Annotated in this window: 19 protein-coding genes and 1 riboswitch; of the genes, 3 read left to right on the forward strand and 16 right to left on the reverse strand. The window is 68.4% G+C overall.

What is annotated here, in order from left to right; translation table 11 throughout:
- Window positions 1-7 precede the first annotated feature (7 nt).
- From AB0M62_RS04520 to AB0M62_RS04540, 5 genes are all read right to left on the reverse strand, one after another.
- Complete coding sequence (locus tag AB0M62_RS04520; RefSeq protein ID WP_366072610.1) at window positions 8-631, reverse strand: methyltransferase domain-containing protein; 624 nt, start codon at window positions 629-631, stop codon at window positions 8-10.
- A gap of 72 nt (window positions 632-703) precedes the next feature.
- Window positions 704-1735 carry an NlpC/P60 family protein gene (locus tag AB0M62_RS04525; protein ID WP_366072611.1) on the reverse strand — a complete coding sequence of 344 codons (1032 nt, stop codon included), beginning with the start codon at window positions 1733-1735 and terminating at the stop codon, window positions 704-706.
- Between the two features lie 244 nt (window positions 1736-1979).
- On the reverse strand, window positions 1980-3002 hold the full coding sequence (locus AB0M62_RS04530) for an NlpC/P60 family protein (protein WP_366072612.1): 1023 nt from the start codon (window positions 3000-3002) through the stop codon (window positions 1980-1982).
- 247 nt (window positions 3003-3249) lie between these two features.
- Window positions 3250-4611 carry an NYN domain-containing protein gene (locus tag AB0M62_RS04535; RefSeq protein ID WP_366072692.1) on the reverse strand — a complete coding sequence of 454 codons (1362 nt, stop codon included), beginning with the start codon at window positions 4609-4611 and terminating at the stop codon, window positions 3250-3252.
- Window positions 4612-4646: 35 nt separating this feature from the next.
- Window positions 4647-4886, reverse strand: a complete 240-nt coding sequence (locus AB0M62_RS04540; protein ID WP_366072613.1) for a hypothetical protein — start codon at window positions 4884-4886, stop codon at window positions 4647-4649.
- A 142-nt stretch (window positions 4887-5028) separates the two neighbouring features.
- Between AB0M62_RS04540 and AB0M62_RS04545 the strand changes: the two genes are divergently transcribed.
- Together AB0M62_RS04545 and AB0M62_RS04550 are read left to right on the forward strand one after the other, a co-directional pair.
- Window positions 5029-5739 carry a rhomboid family intramembrane serine protease gene (locus AB0M62_RS04545; protein WP_366072614.1) on the forward strand — a complete coding sequence of 237 codons (711 nt, stop codon included), beginning with the start codon at window positions 5029-5031 and terminating at the stop codon, window positions 5737-5739.
- On the forward strand, window positions 5736-6017 hold the full coding sequence (locus tag AB0M62_RS04550) for an Lrp/AsnC ligand binding domain-containing protein (RefSeq protein ID WP_254370245.1): 282 nt from the start codon (window positions 5736-5738) through the stop codon (window positions 6015-6017). The genes AB0M62_RS04545 and AB0M62_RS04550 overlap by 4 nt, the downstream gene beginning before the upstream one ends.
- A gap of 25 nt (window positions 6018-6042) precedes the next feature.
- On the opposite strand, the gene AB0M62_RS04555 is transcribed toward AB0M62_RS04550, so the two are convergent.
- From AB0M62_RS04555 to AB0M62_RS04585, 7 genes are all read right to left on the reverse strand, one after another.
- Complete coding sequence (locus AB0M62_RS04555; protein WP_366072615.1) at window positions 6043-6834, reverse strand: DUF2785 domain-containing protein; 792 nt, start codon at window positions 6832-6834, stop codon at window positions 6043-6045.
- An 81-nt stretch (window positions 6835-6915) separates the two neighbouring features.
- Entirely contained in the window at window positions 6916-8304 is a 1389-nt protein-coding gene (locus tag AB0M62_RS04560; RefSeq protein ID WP_366072616.1) for an aminotransferase class V-fold PLP-dependent enzyme, read from the reverse strand.
- Between the two features lie 163 nt (window positions 8305-8467).
- A riboswitch (SAM riboswitch) is annotated at window positions 8468-8584 on the reverse strand.
- A 107-nt stretch (window positions 8585-8691) separates the two neighbouring features.
- Entirely contained in the window at window positions 8692-9756 is a 1065-nt protein-coding gene (gene trpD, locus AB0M62_RS04565; RefSeq protein ID WP_366072617.1) for an anthranilate phosphoribosyltransferase, read from the reverse strand.
- Window positions 9757-9887: 131 nt separating this feature from the next.
- Complete coding sequence (locus AB0M62_RS04570) at window positions 9888-11513, reverse strand: ubiquinol-cytochrome c reductase cytochrome b subunit (RefSeq protein ID WP_366072618.1); 1626 nt, start codon at window positions 11511-11513, stop codon at window positions 9888-9890.
- Window positions 11510-12562: a Rieske 2Fe-2S domain-containing protein gene (locus AB0M62_RS04575; protein WP_366072619.1), complete on the reverse strand. Its 1053-nt coding sequence runs from the start codon at window positions 12560-12562 to the stop codon at window positions 11510-11512. The genes AB0M62_RS04570 and AB0M62_RS04575 overlap by 4 nt, the downstream gene beginning before the upstream one ends.
- Window positions 12559-13368: a c-type cytochrome gene (locus tag AB0M62_RS04580; RefSeq protein ID WP_366072621.1), complete on the reverse strand. Its 810-nt coding sequence runs from the start codon at window positions 13366-13368 to the stop codon at window positions 12559-12561. Before AB0M62_RS04580 ends, AB0M62_RS04575 begins: the two co-directional genes overlap by 4 nt.
- Window positions 13369-13434: 66 nt before the next feature.
- The gene (locus tag AB0M62_RS04585) at window positions 13435-14055 is read right to left on the reverse strand and encodes a heme-copper oxidase subunit III (RefSeq protein ID WP_366072622.1); all 621 of its coding nucleotides are present in this window, start codon (window positions 14053-14055) and stop codon (window positions 13435-13437) included.
- A 196-nt stretch (window positions 14056-14251) separates the two neighbouring features.
- Here AB0M62_RS04585 and AB0M62_RS04590 point away from each other — a divergent pair, with 196 nt between their 5' ends.
- Entirely contained in the window at window positions 14252-14653 is a 402-nt protein-coding gene (locus AB0M62_RS04590; RefSeq protein ID WP_366072623.1) for a hypothetical protein, read from the forward strand.
- A 31-nt stretch (window positions 14654-14684) separates the two neighbouring features.
- Here the strand turns inward: AB0M62_RS04590 and AB0M62_RS04595 are convergent, their stop codons facing one another.
- The 4 genes from AB0M62_RS04595 to coxB all read right to left on the reverse strand — a co-directional run bounded on the left by AB0M62_RS04595 (window position 14685) and on the right by coxB (window position 19168).
- Window positions 14685-15938 (reverse strand): Ig-like domain-containing protein, encoded by a 1254-nt coding sequence (locus tag AB0M62_RS04595; RefSeq protein WP_366072624.1) that lies wholly within the window; start codon window positions 15936-15938, stop codon window positions 14685-14687.
- A 142-nt stretch (window positions 15939-16080) separates the two neighbouring features.
- Window positions 16081-16479, reverse strand: coding sequence for a cytochrome c oxidase subunit 4 (locus tag AB0M62_RS04600; RefSeq protein ID WP_366072625.1), 399 nt, complete (start codon window positions 16477-16479; stop codon window positions 16081-16083).
- A complete protein-coding gene (gene ctaD, locus AB0M62_RS04605) occupies window positions 16476-18212 on the reverse strand; it encodes a cytochrome c oxidase subunit I (RefSeq protein ID WP_366072626.1) in 1737 nt (578 codons plus the stop codon). Before ctaD ends, AB0M62_RS04600 begins: the two co-directional genes overlap by 4 nt.
- A complete protein-coding gene (coxB, locus tag AB0M62_RS04610) occupies window positions 18209-19168 on the reverse strand; it encodes a cytochrome c oxidase subunit II (RefSeq protein ID WP_366072627.1) in 960 nt (319 codons plus the stop codon). The genes ctaD and coxB overlap by 4 nt, the downstream gene beginning before the upstream one ends.
- Window positions 19169-19300: the final 132 nt, after the last annotated feature.

A 19300-nucleotide genomic window follows, 5' to 3' on the forward strand; every position in this document is an offset into this window, starting at 1 on the left:
GGAAGTCCTAGGGCGACACGGCGGTGCCGAGGGAGTCGGCGGCCATGACCTTCGGGGCGCGTTCCTCGTAGAAGACCTCGACGTCCGTGACCCTGAACCCCGCGTTCGTCAGCATGTCGACGATCGGCCGCGTGAGGTGGCACCCGCCGAAGAGCCGTTTCTGCACCGGCTCGAGGCGTCGTTGCCAGCGGCGCACGTTCTCGTCCCGCTCCGGGGCCAGCCCGTGCTCGACGAAGTGCAGGGTGCCCCCGGGCTTGAGGACACGCCGGACCTCACGCAGGGCGGTACCCGCGTCGGGGATGGTGCAGAGCGTCCAGGTGGACAGGGCGGCGTCGAAGCTGTTGTCCTCGAACGGCAGCGACTGACCGTCAAGACCGGCGCGCCGCACCGGGACGCGGGTCGCCCCGACGCGTTCCGTGGCCAGCTTCCACCCCACGTCGGAAGGCTCGACCGCGGCCACGCCGCTGACGGCGGCGGGGTAGAAGGGGACGTTGTGTCCCGTACCGAATCCGATCTCGACGACCTCGCCCTTCAGGCCCTCGCAGACCCGCCGTCGTAGCGGTTCGGCCGTCTTCACCCCGCAGGCCGCGTTGATGATCCGCGGTACGACTTGCTCGGTGTAGAACCCCATCGCGGCCTCCAAGTCACCGTTTTCAGCATGGCACCGGGGAACCGTCGGCGCACGCGCCCGGAGCGCTCCCCCTCAGACCCGGGTGACGGCCGAGACGGGCATCATGCCGACCGGGTCGTAGCGCACCGGTGCGCCGGGGTAGGGGGCGTGTACCACCTGGCCGTTGCCCACGTACATGCCGACGTGGCTGGCGTCGTTCCGGTACGTCACAAGATCGCCCGGCCGAGCCTCGGCGAGGGACACGTGCCGCCCGGCGTTCCGCTGGGCCTGCGAAGTGCGCGGCAGGGCGACTCCGGCCTGCCGGTACGACCACACCATGAGTCCGGAGCAATCGAAGCCGGAGGGCCCGATCGCGCCCCACACATAGGGCCGGCCGACCGCCTGGCGTACGGCCGCCACCGCGGCCGCAGCCCGTGGGGAGGACGCCCCCGGGCCGGCGAGCCCGGGCAGCGCCTCGCCCCGCCCGGAGCGCGAGGCCCGGTCGTACGCGGCGCGCTGGTCGGGGGGCATCGAGTTCAGCAGCTGCTGTGCCTGGGCGAGCTTGGCCGTGACCGAGCGCTTGTGGCGGGCGACGTCGGCGCGCAGGCGCTCCAGCTCCGCCAGCTTGCGCGTTGCCTCGGCGCGCTGCTGGCCGAGCCGCCGCTGCGCTTCCTGGAACTCCACCAGTTTGCCCGCCTGGCGTGCGCCGATGCGGTCAAGGGTGGCGGCCTTGTCGAGATAGCTGTCCGGGTCCTCGGACAGCAGCAGGGCGACCGACGGGTCGATGCCACCGGCCCGGTACTGGGCGCCCGCGAACGAACCGAGCATGCCCCGCATGTGGTTGATCCGCTCCTGGCCGCGGGCGACGCCGTCCTGGGTCTGCCCCACCTGTTCGCGCAGCCGATCGGCGCGCTCGTCCGCCTCGTTGAACTGCTCGGTGGCCTTCTCGGCCTGCTCGAAGAGGTGGTCCACCTTCGCCTGGACGGCGGTGGCGTTGTCGCGTGGTTCCGCGCCTGCCGGTGTGGCCGTGAAAGCTGCCGCCGCGGTGGCCGCGGCGGCGGACAGGACGGTGACACGGGTGCTCCGGTCAAGGCCCGACTGTGTGGGCCGGCGATGGGACGCCACAGGAAGCCGCACTCCCTTCCACTGCATGCGGTCCCCTGCCGCCCTGGTGGGCGGACGAATTGCCGGGAACCGCGCGGCCAGACAGTAGCCGTGCGACGCTGTGACGACCAAAGACCTCAGCGCGTACACACAGTGACGCCCCGCCGGAGACGCAGGTCACCGGCGGGGCGGACAGTCAGTGGGCGGAGCCGGAAATCGCCCGAATGGGCGGTGCGGCCACCGGGGGTGGCGTTATGGCGCCTCGTCAGATACGTACGCCGAACTGGAAGTTTCCGGCCCACTCCATGGCCTCGTAGCGCACCACGGTGCCCGGCTTGGGGGCGTGGATCACCTGGCCGTTGCCCGCGTAGAGGCCGACGTGACTCAGACCGCTGAAGAAGACCAGGTCGCCGGGCTGCAGCTCGCTCCGGCCTATTCGGGTGCCGTCGTTGGCCTGGGTGTAGGTGGTGCGCGAGATGCTCACGCCGGCCTGGGCGTAGGACCACTGGGTCAGGCCCGAGCAGTCATAGGAGTTGGGGCCCTCGGCACCGGAGACGTACGGCTTGCCGAGCTGGGTCTGGGCGGCGGACAGCGCGGCGGCGGCGCGACCCGAAGACGCCTTCTCGTTGCCGAGGTCGGCGCGGTCGCTGGCGCGGTTGGCGCGGTTCTCCTCCTCGTTGAGCGCGGCGCGCTCACTGGCGGTGAGGGAGTTCAGCAGCCGCTGCGCCTGGCCCAGCTTGCCCTGGACTTCCTTCTTCTTCGAGGCGAGTTCCTTGCGCGTCTCGGCCAGATCCTTGAGCTTGCCGGTCGCCTCGGCGCGCTGCTGGGCGAGCGAGCGCTGCTTCGCCTGAATCTTTTGCACCGATTCGGCCTGCTTCGAGCTCAACTGGTCGAGCGAGGAGGCCTTGGAGAGGTAGTCGTCCGGGTCGGCCGAGAGGAAGAGCTGCACGGAGGGGTCGATGCCGCCGGAGCGGTACTGCGCGGTGGCCATCGAACCGAGGCCGTCCCGCAGGGCGTTGAGCTCGTCCTGACCACGGGCGACCTTGTCCTGCAGATCGCCGACCTGCTTCTCGAGCTTCTCCTGCTGCTCCTTGGCCCCGTTGTACTTCTCGGTGGCCTTCTCCGCCTCTTCGTAGAGCTTGTCGACCTTCGCCTTGACCTCGCTCTTGCTCGGCTTGGGGTCGGCCTGGGCGGCCTGGGAGGTGAGGGCCACGGCGGCGGCCGCGGTCGCGGTGAGCACGGTCACACGCGTGCGGCTCGGCTGCTTGGGTCGACGGTGGGACGCCACGAAGGCGAGCTCCTTCTTCCTCGAGCCGCCGAACAACGCTGACTCGGCGGGTCCTTCGTCGTCACCCCGGATGGGCGATCAACCGCACGAAGGTTTGAGGCCTGACCCTAGTGACCTACCTGTGATCACTTCAAATCCTCAGGCAAAAAATCTCGGCCGCGGAACGCATAATTCACAGACATCGCACAGGCAGTAATGGCCACTTGACGGTACGTTCCGTTAATTCGGGCATTGCGCCCAGGAGTTACTAGACGCGCGAAAGCCGCTTCAGCAACAAGGCGGACGCAACCGGACGCGCCCCTGCCTTGGCCACTCCGTCGGCCACTTCCCGGTCGGTCGAGACCACCACGACGGGCCGGCCCGGCGGTTCCGCCCGGACCAGCTGACGGATCAGTTCGTCCGCCGTCACCCCGGGCTTGGAGAAGAGCACGCGCACCCCGCGTGGCGGCGCGAGCAGCACCGGCGCCGCCAGCTCGGCCCCGTCGAAGACACAGGTCATCTCGGCACCCGTCTGCGCGGCCAGCATCGACAGCCCGCCCAGCAGCCGCAGCCGCTGCTTCTCCAGCGGCATCGTCGGATAGCCGGTCTTGGTCACGTTGTAGCCGTCCACGACCAGATGGGCCTGCGGCAGCGCCAGCAGCTGGTCGAGCAGCGCGGGGTCGGTCTCCGACAACGCCCGGGCTGCGATGTCCTTGGGCGACATACGCCCCGGCTCGACCGCGTCCACCGTGTCCGCCGGACGTACGGACGCGGGCGGCAGGGCCAGTTCCCGCCGCAGCCCCTGCGCCGACTCCAGCACCGTGTCGAGCAGGAGCCGCAGCCGCATGTCCTCGACGCTGCGGCCCTCACGGGCGGCCCGGCGGCTCGCCTCGACGGCCGACTCCGCTTCGGCCAGACGCGCCTTCAGCCGCCGGCTCTCGCTTTCGGCCGCAGCGACCTGGGCGGCGGCCTCAGTCCGGATGCCGTCGATCTCGGCGGCCGTCTTGCGCAGCGCCGCTTCGCCGCGCTTCAGGTCACTCTGGACGCTGCGCAGCTTGCGTTGAAGCGAATCGGATTCCCTGCGGGCCGTCTCCAGCTCGGTGCGCAGCCGCTCGGTGTCGTTCCTCGTCTGGGCACGGGCCCGCTCGAGCTCCTCACGCAGCTGCTCCAGCTCGCGCTGGGTCTCCTCGCCCACCCGCTCGGCGTCGGCGCGCTGCGCCTCCTCGCCCGCGGCGGCCACGAGTTTGACCCACCCGGGCGGCCGCAGCACATAGGCGGCCGCCGCCACGTCGACCGGGTCGGCTGCGGCCGGAGGCGCACCGGACTCGAGCGCCCCAGTCAGCTCCGGCTGGGCCTCCCGCAGCCGCTCGCCGATGCGCTGGCGGAACAGCGTGTCGCCCTCCAGGGCCGAGGCCATCGCGTTGCCCGCGAACTTCGCCCGCCTGGTGGGGGTGAACCGTGCGTACTGGCGCAGCTGCGCCGGGAGTTCGGCGACCGTGAGGCCGCCGAACGCGTCCGAGACCAGCGCGACGACCCGGCGCCTCACGCCCTCCGGCAGCGGGCGGTCGAGCACCTCGGCGGCGTCGCCGGCCTCACGGGCCGGCTCATCGCCGCTTGCTGGCTCCACAATCTGTCACCCCTACCGTCACTACGGGGCGGCTCCGCTCAGGAGCCGGCGCCCGGCCTGTCCACGAGTTCGATCTGGTCCACCGCGTTGCACCACCGGCAGCGCACCGACTCGATGGTCTCACTGACCACCTCGCGTTCTTCGACCTTCGGCTCTCCGGCCAGGTCCAGATGTACGTACTCGACCACCTTCGACGATCTGGTGACGTCGAACCGTGTGAGGTTGCCGCAGAGCGCGCAGCGCCACCGGGTCGTGGTGGTCGGCAGGGGAACCGTCATCGTGCCGTCCCTCTTTCCAGGTTGCGAGTGGACTGCCCGTAACCCTATTGCCTGGCGGGTACCCCACGTGGCGCACAGTCCTCCATGCGAGACACGGCGAGGCACCCTGTTCCAGTCTGTCCCCTTAAGACATGCTCTGTTCATGATCGTACGGTGGGGGGCGGCCGGCAGGCCCCTGGTGACCTACAGCGTGATCAGCGCCTGCTGCCTGGTCTTCGTCCTCAGCCCGGTCTCCGGACTCAATCCCGCGTACGGCACGGGTGACCAGCTGACGGCCGCGCAGAGTGCCTACTTCGAGCGCTGGGGTGTCATCCCGGACGAGCTGTTCAGCGGCACGGCGCGCGCCGCCCTCACCCCGATGACCGCCCTGTTCGTCCACGGCAGCTGGCTGCACCTGCTGGGCAACATGCTGTTTCTCTACGTCTTCGGGGCGATGGCGGAGGAGCGGATGGGACGGCCGCACTTCGCTCTTTTCTACGTCGGCTGCGGCTATCTCGCGCTGGTCGGGTACGCGGCGGCGAACACGGGTTCGCAGCAGACCCTGGTGGGAGCTTCCGGCGCGATCTCCGGAGTGCTCGGGGGCTTTCTCCACCTCTTCCCCAGGGCCCGGGTCACCAGCCTGTTCCCCTTCCTCTTCTTCCTGCCGCTGCGGCTCCCCGCATGGATCGTGCTGCTGTTCTGGTTCGTGGTCCAGTGGCTGGCGGCCCGGAGAGCCGACAGCGGGCCGGGGGTCGCCTATCTGGCCCACCTGGTCGGCTTCTCGATCGGCTTCCTCTACGCCTGGGGGCGTTACAGGCGTACGGATAGAGTGAGGGGCCCAGCGACGGCCACCGAGGGAGACAGCAAGCCGTGATCACCGCGATCGTGCTCATCAAGACCAGCGTGGACCGCATTCCCGAGATCGCGGAGTCGATCGCCGCCCTGGACAGCGTCAGCGAGGTCTACTCCGTCACCGGCACGTACGACCTCATCGCCATGGTGCGGGTGGCCCGGCACGACGACCTCGCGGACATCATCCCGGGCCGGATCAGCAAGATCCCCGGCGTGGAGGCCACGGACACCCACGTCGCGTTCCGTACGTACTCCCAGCACGACCTGGAAGCTGCCTTCGCCATCGGCCTCGACGCGTAGGGTTCCCGGCCGGGGCCTCCGGCCCCTATGCGTGCTGGAAGACCACCTGGAGCACATCCGCGAGCCCTTCCTTGAGGGCTTCACGGTGGACCAGCTCGGCGGGCTCCGCCCCGGCGGAGGTCCGCACCCCCCGGTCGGCAAGCAGGTAGAGCATCCGCAGCGTCCGCATGGAGTTGGACGCGTGGGCCGGGGTGGGGCCGCCGCCGAGGGCCGCGAAGTCCTGCCGGACCGGCGTCAGCCAGCCGAGCGACTCGGCTTCGGTCAGTTCCGGCCGGGTGAGGGTGAGCGCGACGGCCTGAGCGAGCCGGTCGTCCTCCTGTTCGGCGAACACATGGTCGGTACGTGCCAGCAGGCGGGCCGCGGCGAGGTCGAGCATCCGGGTGGGCGCCACCTCGGGACACAGGCCGAACCGGCCGAGCAGATCGGCGCCATGGGCGACCGCGTGCAGCCAGCCGACTACGGGATCGTGACCGCGCAGGTCGGTCTCCGCCGGGTACCAGCGGGCGAAGGCGTCGACCCACGCCGGACTGAAGCCGCCGTGCGTCACGATCATGTCGAGCACGAGCGGGGCGAAGGTGCGGGCCTGGATCTCCGGATCGGCGAACCGGGCCGCCATCTCGTCCCCCAGAGCGGACCGCCGTGGAGCGTCGATGACCCCGCGCCGTATCCAGGTCATCAGGACGCCGTAGGGCGCCCCGTCCCGTACCTCCGGGTCGGGATCACGCAGGGCGAGGGACAGCCGGTCCACCAGGTCGTCCAGGGAGACGCCGGCGGGAACGGCGCAGTCGTCTTCCCGGATCTTCTGCCAATCGGTCATGGCCGGCAGCCTAATGGCGTGAATCCGGACAACAGTGCCCCGCCCCCCGGAGAGGCGGGGGCGGGGCGGACGGGCGGTTTCTCAGACCTGGGCCGCGCCGCGGTCCGGGACGCAACGGCCGTCCTCGGTGCGGTAGTTCCACTGCGCACCGTCGGCGACCAGTTCCTTCACGGCCCGGACGAAACGCTCCACGTGCTCGTCGGGCGTACCCGCGCCGAAGCTGACCCTGATCGCGTTCGGCGAACGCTCCCCGGGGCCGTCCTCGGGGGCCCCGCACTCGCCCGGCTCCTGCTGCTCGCTGCCCAACAGGGTCCGCACCAGGGGGTGGGCGCAGAACAGGCCGTCCCTGACGCCGATCCCGTACTCCGCGGAGAGCGCGGCGGCAAAGTGCGAGCTGTTCCAGCCGTCGACCACGAACGAGATGACACCGACCCGCGGGGCGTCGTCGCCGAACAGCGAGAGCACCCTCACCCGGGATACCACGGCCAGTCCTTCGCGGACCCGGGCGACGAGCCGCTGCTCACGGGCGACCAGAGAGTCGAAGCCAGCCTCGGCCAGCGCCTTGCAGGCCGAGGCGATCGCGTACACGCCGATGACATTGGGCGAGCCGGCCTCGTGGCGGGCAGCCGTGGTGTGCCACTCGACGTCCATCCCGCCGTCCGCGCGCCGGGCCACCGTGCGGCTCGCGCCGCCGCCCGCGAGGTACGGCTCGGCCTCTTGCAGCCAGTCCGCGCGGCCGGCGAGCACGCCGGCACCGAACGGCGCGTACAGCTTGTGCCCGGAGAAGGCGACCCAGTCGACGTCCAGCTCGGCGATGTCCACCGGGTGATGGGGTGCGAGCTGCGCGGCGTCCAGCACGATGCGGGCGCCGTGAGCGTGGGCCGCGGCGGCGAGCTCCTTCACCGGCCACAGCTCGCCGGTGACGTTCGAGGCGCCCGTGACGCAGACGAGCGCGGGGCCGTAGGGGTCACGGTCGGCGAGGGCCCGCTCCAGTGTCCCGACTGCCTCGGCCCGCGTGCGGGGCGCGTTGAGGTAGTTCACCCGGGCGCCGCGCCACGGAAGGAGGGAAGCGTGGTGCTCGGTCTCGAAGACGAAAACCTGGCAGCCGGCCGGGATCGCCCCGGCGAGCAGGTTGAGCGAGTCGGTGGTCGACCGGGTGAAGACGACCTGGTCGTCCGCACGGCAGCCGAGGAACTCCGCGACGACGGCGCGGCTGCTCTCGAAGAGGTCGGTCGACAGCTGCGAGAGGTAGCCGGCGCCCCGGTGCACGCTGCCGTAGTACGGGGCGTACGCGGCCACGTCGTCCCACACGCGCTGGAGGGCCGGGGCGCTGGCGGCGTAGTCGAGAGCCGCGTAGGGGACCTCGCCCCCCGTGACGAGCGGAACGGTGACGTCGCGGCCCAGAACGGGCAGCGGTTCCGACGAACCGGGGCAAATCAGCTGCTCGGCGACAGTGGTGCAGACAGACATGGCGAACTCCCGTGAAACGCAGGCGAGATCACTGCACGGCCGCACGAAGGGCTGCATGCAGGAAGGAAAAAGAGGTGTGCGGAAGTGGGGCGGAAAGCCCTATCGCATTCGCTTGCTCACGAGACAGCTCCCTCAAAGGACCAGGACCCCTGGCGGTTCGAGGGGTCCGCGCTTGCCGTAGACCTCACTGCCTACGACCTGGTCTTCACCCGGGGCACCCCGCCACGGACGGAGGGTTGCCGGACAGCAAGCCGGGGCCTGAACGCTGTCACTCATGACCTGTGCAGCATCTTGCCACATGATCTTCGAGGCGCAAGGCGGAGTCCACTTCCTGAGACCGCCCAGCTCGCGGACTCGGACCCCGCCCTCGCGCTCACACACTCGCCGCTACGAGTTACTGGCTGCCACCCAGCGCTCGAGCGTGCGCAGGGCCGCGCCCGAATCGATGGACTCGGCGGCCTTGGCGATCCCGGCCGCGATCTGGTCGTTCAAGGAGCCGGGTCCGGGGTCGAGCGCCACCAGAGCCGCCGCCGCGTTCAGCAGCACCGCGTCCCGCACCGGTCCGGTCTCGCCGCCGAGAAGCCTCCGGGCGACATCGGCGTTGTACGAGGCGTCGGCGCCGCGCAGCGCCTCCACGGGCACCAGCTCGATCCCCACGTCACGCGGGTCGAAGGCCTCTTCGCGGACCTCGCCGTCCCGCACCACCCACACCCGGGAGGTGGCCGTGGTGGTCAACTCGTCGAGGCCGTCGTCACCGCGGAAGACGAGCGCGGAGGAACCGCGCTCCGCGAGGACACCCGCGACGATGGGCGCCATCCTGACGTCCGCGACTCCGGTCGCCTGCGCGCGCACCCGGGCCGGGTTGGTGAGCGGACCGAGGAAGTTGAAGGTGGTGCGAATCCCCAACTCGCGGCGTGCGGCCGCGACATGACGCAGCGCCGGATGGAACTTCACGGCGAAGCAGAAGGTGATGCCCGCTTCGCCGGCGACCTCGGCCACCCGTTGCGGCGTCAGTTCCAGATTGACGCCGAGCTTCTCCAGCACGTCCGACGCGCCGCTGGCCGACGACGCGGCGCGGTTGCCGTGCTTCACGACCTTCGCTCCGGTACCGGCGACCACGACGGCCGACATGGTGGAGATGTTGACGGTCTTCGCGCCGTCCCCTCCGGTCCCGACGATGTCGACCGTCCGGCCGGGTACCTCGATCAGATTGGCGTGCTCGTACATCGTACGTACGAGTCCGTTGATCTCCGCGACCGTCTCCCCCTTGGCCCGCAGGGCCACCGCGAAGCCGGCGATCTGGGCGTCGGTGGCCTCTCCGCGCATGATGCGGTCCATCGCCCAGGCAGTGTCGTCGGCGGTCACATCGGTGTTGCTGAGGAGCGCGTCGAGCACGCCCGGCCAGCTGCGGGCCGCCACGCTGTCGCCGCCTGCCGGGGTCACAACGTTCATGGTCCGCTCCTGGGGTCCACAGCCGAATAGAGGTGCCTCCACCCTATCCAGCGCCGGTTACGGCAAAGAGCCCCGTCCGGTGATCGGACGGGGCTCCAGCCGTGGCGACCGCCACGAGCGGTCAGGTGGGATCAGTGGTGGCCGTGGCCGCTGTTGATCTCCTTGTACTCCTCTGCCGTCACCTTCTCGTACTGGCTGTCCTCGCCGTAGAAGCCCTTGCTCAGCTTGGCCCGCAGCTTCTGCAGGCCCTTGACCTTGCGCTCGACACCGTTCTCGTCGACCGTGGGGCCGACCTCGACCGGCTTGTACTGCTCGTGCGCGGTGAGCGTGTACAGCTGCGACTGCGGCAGGGGCTCGTGGACCTCGACGAACTCACCGTGCGGCAGGCGCTTGATGATGCCGGTCTCGCGGCCGTGCAGCACCTTTTCCTTGTCACGCCGCTGCAGACCCAGGCAGATCCGCTTGGTGATGACGAAGGCGATGACCGGGCCGACGAAGAAGCCGATCCGGGCGAACCAGGTGATGTTGTTGATCGACAGGTGGAAGAACTGCGCGAACATGTCGTTGCCGCCCGCGATCAGCAGGATCGCGTACCAGGTCAGCCACGCGACACCGAACGCCGTACGGGTCGGGGCATTGCGCGGGCGGTCCAGGATGTGGTGCTCGCGCTTGTCGCCGGTGACCCAGGACTCCACGAACGGCCACACCGCGATCGCGGCCAGGACCAGCGGGAAGATCATCAGCGGGATGAACACGCCCAGGGCGAGCGTGTGGCCCCAGAAGTTGATCTCCCAGCCGGGCATGGCACGGATCAGGCCCTCGGAGAAGCCCATGTACCAGTCGGGCTGGGCGCCGGTGGACACATGGTCCGGACGGTACGGTCCGAGCACCCAGATCGGGTTGATCGTGGCGATCGCCGAGATGACCGAGAGAACACCGAAGACCAGGAAGAAGAAGCCTCCGGCCTTGGCCATGTAGACGGGCAGCAGCGGCATGCCGACGACGTTCTTGTTGGTCCGGCCGGGACCCGCGAACTGCGTGTGCTTGTGGTAGAAGACCAGGATCAGGTGGGCCACCAGCAGGCCCATCATGATGCCGGGCAGCAGCAGGATGTGGATCGAGTAGAACCGGGCGACGAAGTCGCCGCCGGGGAACTCGCCGCCGAAGAGGAAGAACGACAGGTACGTGCCGACGACCGGCATCGACAGGAGCGCGCCCTCCATGAAGCGGACACCCGTACCGGAGAGCAGGTCGTCCGGGAGCGAGTAGCCGGTGAAGCCGGTGAACATGCCGAGCACCAGCAGCAGGAAGCCGAAGACCCAGTTGACCTCGCGCGGCTTGCGGAACGCGCCCGTGAAGAAGACGCGCATCATGTGCACCATCATCGCCGCGAGGAAGATCAGCGCGCCCCAGTGGTGGAGCTGCCGGATCAGCAGACCACCGCGGACGTCGAAACTGATGTCCAGCGTCGAGGCGTACGCCTCGGACATCCGGATGCCCTGCATCGGCACGTACGAGCCGTGGTACTCGACCTCGTTCATGCTCGGGTGGAAGAACAGCGTCAGGTACACACCCGTGAGGATGATGATGATGAAGCTGTAGAGCGCGATCTCACCGAGCATGAAGGACCAGTGGTCCGGGAAGATCTTGCGCATGTTGGCCTTGGCCAGGCCGTAGATGCCGAGCCGGCCGTCCGCCCAGTCGGCGACTCGCTCGCCCGCGGGCGCTTTGCGCTTGGTGTCTGTCGCAGTGCTCATCCGCGCTCCCAGAAGGAAGGACCGACGGGCTCTTCGAAGTCGCCGAGCGCTTCGAGGAAGCCTTCGTCATTCACGCCGATCCGCAGCTGCGGGAGGGCGTGACCGGCCGGGCCGAAGATGACGCGGGCGCCGTCGGAGAGGTCGAAGGTGGACTGGTGGCACGGGCAGAGCACGTGATGGGTCTGCTGCTCGTACAGGCTGACCGGGCAGCCGACGTGGGTGCAGATCTTGGAGTAGGCCACGATTCCCTCGTGGGACCACTCGAGTTCCTGCTTGTCCTTGATGTCCTCCGGCTGGATACGGACGATCATCAGGGCGGCCTTGGCGATCTGCGTCTGGAAGTCGTGCGCGTCCTCCTCCAGGCCCTCGGGCATGGCGAAGGTCAGCGAGCCGACGGTCACGTCCTCGGGACGCAGCGGCTCCATCGTGTTCTGGTTGATGAGCAGCTTGCCCTTGGCCCAGAGCGTGTGGCGGAGCTTGTCCTCGGGCAGCGGGCCCAGGTCGCGCATCAGCATCACGGCGGACAGCGGCAGCATCGCCAGCGCACCGAACATCGTGTTGCGGATGAGCTTGCGGCGGCCCAGGCCGGATTCCTCGGCGCCCGCCGCGAAGTCCGCCATGACCTTGGCCCGCACCTCGGGCGGGGCCTCGATCGGGTGCCGTTCGTCGGCGACCTCGACATCGGACATCAGGGTGCGGGCCCAGTGGACCGCGCCCGCGCCGATGCAGAAGAGCGCCACGCCCAGGGTCACGCCCAGGAAGAAGTTGAGCGCGCTCACGTGCCCGAACGGGAAGATGTACACGATCCGGTCGACCGGGAAGATCACGTAGGACGCGATGAACCCGATCGTGGCCAGCATGGACACCGTGAACAGAAGCGCGACCGTGCGCTCGGAGCGCTTGGCGGCCCGCTCGTCGATGTCCTGGATACGCGGCTTGTGGGGCGGCAGCCCCGGGTCGGCGAACGGGTCGTCCGCGACCGCTACCGCGCCGTGCGCGGCGCCCCGCTCGCTCGGCAGGTTCTCTTCTGGCATCTCTTTGCTACTCATGAGTTCTTGGCCTTAGCGGTGTGGGCCGCGACCCAGACGGCGACTGCGATAAGCGAGCCCAGACCGAAGATCCAGCCGAACAGGCCCTCGCTGACGGGCCCGAGGCCGCCCAGCTTGAGACCACCGGGGCTCTCGGCCTCCGAGCTGTTGACGGCCTGGAGGTACGCGATGATGTCCTTCTTCTCCTGCTCCGGCAGCGTCGTGTCGGGGAAGGCAGGCATGTTCTGCGGGCCGGTGAGCATGGCCTCGTAGATGTGCTTCGGCGACACGTCGTGCAGGTTGGGGGCGTACTTGCCGTCCGTAAGCGCGCCGCCCTCGCCGGTGAAGTTGTGGCACTGCGCGCAGTTGTTGCGGAAGAGGTCCCCGCCGCGGGCGACGTTGGCGCCCTTGGGGTCGTACTGCTCCTCGGTCGGCGTGATGGGGCCCGCGCCGAGGGAAGCGATGTACGCGGCGAGCTGGTCGATCTGCGCCTGGGTGTAGATGTTCGGCTTCTTCGGCACCTGCGCGCCGGGCTGCTGGGCCGGCATACGGCCCGTGCTGACCTGGAAGTCCACGGCAGCGGAGCCGACTCCCACCAGGCTCGGGCCGTCGGTCGAGCCCTCACCCCCAGTGCCGTGGCAGCTTGCGCAGCCGACGGAGTACAGCTTCTGGCCCTCCTCGATGGCGAGGGACTGGGCGGTCTCGTCGGCCTGCGCCTTGCCAGCGGGCGCGAACGCGGCGTACAGCCCCCCAGTGGCCGCCAGCGCGAGGAGTAGAACGACGACCGCCGCCAGCGGATGGCGTCGTCGTGCGGAGAGCTTTTTCACGGATTACCCCGGTGTCAGGATCTTCTGCGTCGGTGCTTGCTGGATGTGTGTCGGGTGCGAGCCCGATTACTTGATCATGTAGATCGTGGCGAAGAGGCCGATCCAGACGACATCGACGAAGTGCCAGTAGTAGGACACGACGATGGCCGCGGTGGCCTGTTCGTGGGTGAATCTCCTGGCCGCGTAAGTCCGGCCGAGGACCAGCAGGAAGGCGATCAGGCCGCCCGTCACATGCAGACCGTGGAAGCCGGTGGTCAGGTAGAACACAGAGCCGTACGGGTCGGACGAGAGCGAGAGGCCCTCGTGCTTGACCAGCTCCGTGTACTCGAACACCTGGCCGCCGATGAAGATCGCACCCATCACGAAGGTGATCACGAACCAGGTGCGTAGCTTCTTCACGTCGCCGCGCTCCGCGGCGAAGACGCCGAGCTGGCACGTGAGGGAGGAGAGCACCAGGATCGTGGTGTTCGTCGCCGAGAACGGGAAGTTCAGCGTGTCCGCCTGAGCTTTCCAGAACTCGGCACCCGTCACCGATCGCAGGGTGAAGTACATCGCGAAGAGGGCCGCGAAGAACATCAGCTCGGAACTCAACCAGATGATGGTTCCGACGCTGGTGAGGTTCGGCCGATTGACCGACGGGTGCGCGTGCCCGGTTTCTACTGTCGTTGCTGTCGCCACGACCGACATTATGTCGGTCGCTTATCCCGCCCTCACTCCGGGGGGTGCCGTTCGGTGTGTCAGCCTCTCCACCGGGCTCATATCCGGACCCGAACGGCCCCATCGAAGCACTGTCCGAACCGGTGCTGACTCCACGTCGGACGGAGTAGCATCCGCGCATCGGTTCCTGACCCGAAGCTGTGTCATTGAGAAGCGTGGAGGAACAATGCAGGCGACTGCCACGGTGCTGGTCTACAGCGACGACGCCAGTACCCGCGAACAGGTGCGGCTGGCAGCGGGACGCAGGCCGGCCGCCGATGTGCCGCCGGTGGAATTCCTCGAGTGCGCCACCATGCCCGCCGTCCTGGCGGCGCTGGAGCGGGGCGGCGTCGACGTCTGCGTGCTGGACGGCGAGGCGGTTCCCGCGGGCGGTATGGGCGTGTGCAGGCAGATCAAGGACGAGATCTTCCATTGCCCGCCCGTTCTGCTGCTCATCGGCCGCCCGCAGGACGCCTGGCTGGCCACCTGGAGCCGCGCTGACGCGGCGGTGACCCTTCCGGTGGACCCGGTGGAGTTCGCGGACTCTCTGGCCGCGCTGCTGCGCCGACGGCTGTCCGTGGAGGCCTGAGGGTCCCGGGCTGCCGGCTCGGCCGGCAGGTTCAGAGTTCGGCGCGGAGGCGGGCGGCGTCAACGGGAGTCCGCCCCTCCGGCGTGCCGGCCAGCAGGGAACTGCCTTCGCGCCACTTTCCCCAGGGCAGGTTCCAGTCGCCGAAGCCGTTGCCGAACGGGGCCATCTGGTCACCGCTGCTGTTGACGACCTTGACGATGTCGCCTTCGCGCACGTTCTGGAAGAACCACGCGGCGTTACCGGTGCTCATACCGGTGCAGCCGTGGCTGACGTTGGCGTACCCCTGGGAGCCGATGGACCAGGGCGCGGCGTGTACGTACTCACCGCTCCAGGTGACGCGGGTCGCGTAGTAGACCGGCAGGTCGTACGACTCCGAGCTGCCCTCCGGTATGCCCACGCTGGTACCCCGCATGCGCACGAAGTACTCCCTGCCCAGCACGACCTTGACGCCGTTACGGGTGGAGAAGCCGGGTTTACCGGTGGTCACCGGGATGGTTTTGATCACTTCCCCGTTGCGTTTCACCGTCATCTGGTGCGAGGCGGCGTCCGTGATGGCCTCGAGCCGGTCGCCCGTGGTGAGCTTCAGCGGCTTGGCCGCGGCGCCGTGGAGCCTGTCGCCGACCTTGATGCCCTCGAGATTGCTGCGCACGTCTATCGTGGCGTTCGCGGGCCAGTACTCCTTCGGGCGGAAGTGCAGCTCCTTGTCGTCCACCCAGTGCCAGGCGCCCTCGGCCGAGGGGGTCGAGCGGACGCTCAGGGCCCGCTCCACGACCGCCCTGGCCGCCTTGTCCTTGACCGGCTCGCTCAACTTCGCCGTGACGGGCTGGCCGACACCGTACTTGCCCGCCTTGGGGCCGAACTCGACCGCCAGGACCTTCTTGGCGGGAGTCGTGTCGAACGACAGCCTCCGTATCCCCGGCGAGCCGTCCTCGTCCTCGGTACTCACCGTGACCGTGTAGTGCGCTCCGGCGGCCAGCGGGGTGGTGCTGTGCCAGCGGCTGCCGTCGGCGGAGAGTTCGCCGGCCACATGGCGGCCGGCGCTGTCTATCGCGGTCACGTCGGTTATCCGGCCGTCCTTGCCCTTGGCCGTCACCTCAAGGGGTATGTCCGGGTCGACCGGGCGGCTTCCCGCGGTTCGGTTGAAGGCGACCTGACCGGCCGCGTCGTAGGGCGTGGCGGAGAGCGGATGTCCCCCTGAGCCTTCACAGGCGGCGGCGCCGGCCCCGAGGGACAGGACCACCATGCTGCAGCTCAGGACCATCCGGATTCGTGGTGAGTGGCTCATAAGCACACATTAGGAAGATATATGTGCAACGGCGCGCCGGATGACTGCAAACGAGGAGCCCGCGTGACTGCAAACGAGGGGCCCGGCCACCTGTTTGACGAGGTGTCCGGGCCCAACGTGGGTGAATCTCCGTGCTGTGGGGTTACTGGTTCTGGCTCTCGCCCCGGTAGTACTCGAAGACCCAGCCGAAGAGGCCGATCAGGACGATCGGCATCGCGAAGTACAGCAGCCACCAGCCGAAGACGACGCCCAGGAAGGCGAACGCGCCACCGATGGCCAGCGAGAGCGGCTGCCAGCTGTGCGGGGAGAAGAATCCCAGTTCACCGGCCTCGTCCGCGACGTCGGCCTCCTTGTTGTCCTGAGCCATGGCGTCCACTCGCCGGGCCGTGAAGGCCAGGTAGTAGCCGATCATGGCGCTCAGGCCGAAGGCCAGGAAGAGCGCGGTGGTGCCGGCCGGCTCCTTCGACCACACGCCATAGACGACGGCCATGGCGAGGATGAAGACGGCGAGCCAGAGGAACATCTTGCCCTGGACCTTCACTTGCCCTCCTCCTTGTCACGAGCGATAGCGCTGGCACCGTGACCGGCGTGCTCGAGCTCGTCGAGAGCCGCGATCTCCGGGTGGTGCAGGTCGAACGCCGGGGATTCGGACCTGATCCGCGGCAGCGTGAGGAAGTTGTGCCGCGGCGGCGGGCAGGAGGTCGCCCACTCGAGCGAACGGCCGTAGCCCCACGGGTCGTCGACCTCGATCTTTTTGCCGTACTTCGCCGTTTTCCAGACGTTGTACATGAAGGGCAGGATCGACAGGCCCAGGAGGAACGAGCTGATCGTGGAAATGGTGTTCAGCGCGGTGAATCCGTCGGCTGCCAGGTAGTCCGCGTACCGGCGCGGCATGCCCTCGGCGCCCAGCCAGTGCTGCACCAGGAACGTGCCGTGGAAGCCGATGAACAGCGTCCAGAAGGTGATCTTGCCCAGACGCTCGTCGAGCATCTTGCCGGTGAACTTGGGCCACCAGAAGTGGAAGCCCGCGAACATCGCGAACACGACGGTGCCGAAGACCACGTAGTGGAAGTGCGCCACCACGAAGTACGAGTCCGACACATGGAAGTCCATCGGGGGCGAGGCCAGGATGACGCCGGTCAGACCACCGAAGGCGAAGGTGACGAGGAAGCCGATCGTCCACAGCATCGGTGTCTCGAAGGACAACGACCCCTTCCACATGGTGCCGATCCAGTTGAAGAACTTCACACCGGTCGGTACCGCGATCAGGAAGGTCATGAAGGCGAAGAACGGCAGCAGCACACCACCGGTCACGTACATGTGGTGCGCCCACACCGTCACCGACAGACCGGCGATCGCGATCGTCGCGCCGATCAGACCGATGTAACCGAACATCGGCTTCCGGGAGAAGACCGGAATCACTTCGGAGACGATGCCGAAGAACGGCAGCGCGATGATGTACACCTCTGGATGCCCGAAGAACCAGAACAGGTGCTGCCACAGCAACGCGCCGCCATTACTGGCGTCGAAGATGTGTGCACCGAACTTCCGGTCGGCCTCCAGCGCGAACAGCGCTGCGGCGAGCACCGGGAAGGCGAGCAGGACCAGCACACCGGTCAGCAGCACGTTCCAGGTGAAGATCGGCATCCGGAACATCGTCATGCCGGGGGCGCGCATGCAGATGATCGTGGTGATGAAGTTGACCGAGCCGAGGATCGTGCCGAAGCCGGAGAAGGCCAGACCCATGATCCACATGTCGGCGCCGATACCCGGAGAACGGACGGAGTCCGACAGCGGGGTGTAGGCGAACCAGCCGAAGTCGGCCGCACCCTGCGGGGTGATGAAGCCGGCCACCGCGATGAGCGAGCCGAAGAGGTACAGCCAGTACGCGAACATGTTCAGCCGCGGGAACGCCACGTCGGGCGCGCCGATCTGCAGCGGCATGATCCAGTTCGCGAATCCGGCGAACAGCGGCGTCGCGAACATCAGCAGCATGATCGTGCCGTGCATCGTGAACGCCTGGTTGAACTGCTCGTTCGACATGATCTGCGTACCCGGGCGGGCCAGCTCGGCGCGCATGACCAGAGCCAGGACACCGCCGACGCAGAAGAAGAAGAACGACGTGACCAGATAGAGCGTGCCGATCGTCTTGTGGTCTGTGGTGGTCAGCCACTTGACGATGATGTTTCCCGGCTGCTTGCGCCGTACCGGCAGCTCGTCCTCGTACGAGTCGTCTGCTGCCGCGGCACCCTGAGGTTCGTTGAGGATGCTCACAGTTTGTTCGTCTCCGCATTCCTGGCCGGGTCGGTCTGCTCGATGCCGGCCGGGAGGAAGCCGGTCTGCCCCTTCTCGGCCAGTTCCTTCAGGTGCTGCTGGTAGCGCTCCGGAGAGACGACCTTGACGTTGAAGAGCATCCGCGCGTGGTCGACGCCGCACAGCTCGGCGCACTTGCCCTTGAAGGTGCCCTCCTGGTTCGGAGTCACCTCGAAGACATTGGTGTGACCCGGGATGACGTCCTGCTTGAACAGGAAGGGAACCACCCAGAAGGAGTGAATGACGTCGTTGGACGAGAGGATGAAACGGACCTTCTCCCCCTTGGGCAGCCACAGCGTCGGACCCGGGTTGCCCGTCTGCGGGTTCCGGTCGGACGGAACGCCCTTGGTGTAGACACCTTCGGCGCCGGCCGGGAAGTCCTTGGTGTACTTGTCCGGGAGGGAGGCCAGCTCCGCGGGGAGCTTCCCGGGCGTGGCGGCCTGGCCGTCCACGTCCTCGACGTAGTTGAAGCCCCAGCTCCACTGGTAGCCGACCACGTTGATGGTGTGCTGCGGCTTGTCCAGGTTCAGGAGCTTGGACTCGTCACGCGCGGTGAAGTAGAAGAGCACCGACACGATGATGAGCGGGACCACGGTGTACAGCGCCTCGATGGGCATGTTGTACCGGGTCTGCGGAGGGACCTCCACCTTGGTGCGGCTGCGCCGGTGGAAGAAGACACTCCACAGGATCAGGCCCCACACCAGCGCGCCGGTGGCGAGCGCTGCCGCCCACGAACCCTGCCACAGGGAGAGGATGATCGGCGCCTCCTCCGTGACCGGAGTGGGCATTCCGAGGCGGGGGAAGTCCTTGTATGTGCAACCGGTGGCGGTCGCCAGGACCAGGCCCGCAGTCAGCGCCTGCAGCAGCTTCCGCCGCATCGGGCGCCGCGGCGAGCGGTCGGAGCCGTAGGGACTCACGTAGCGCCTTCCCGAGAGTCTCGCCCGCGCGGCCGGCGCGGCCGTCTCGCTTGGTCGGTCGCCGGCCCTGACCACGGGCAGGGGTTTGGATGTTTATGCGGACCAAACCCTACTGGACGCTATTTGGGGTCG

The organism is Streptomyces sp. NPDC051219, assembly GCF_040682335.1.
Taxonomy (GTDB): domain Bacteria; phylum Actinomycetota; class Actinomycetes; order Streptomycetales; family Streptomycetaceae; genus Streptomyces.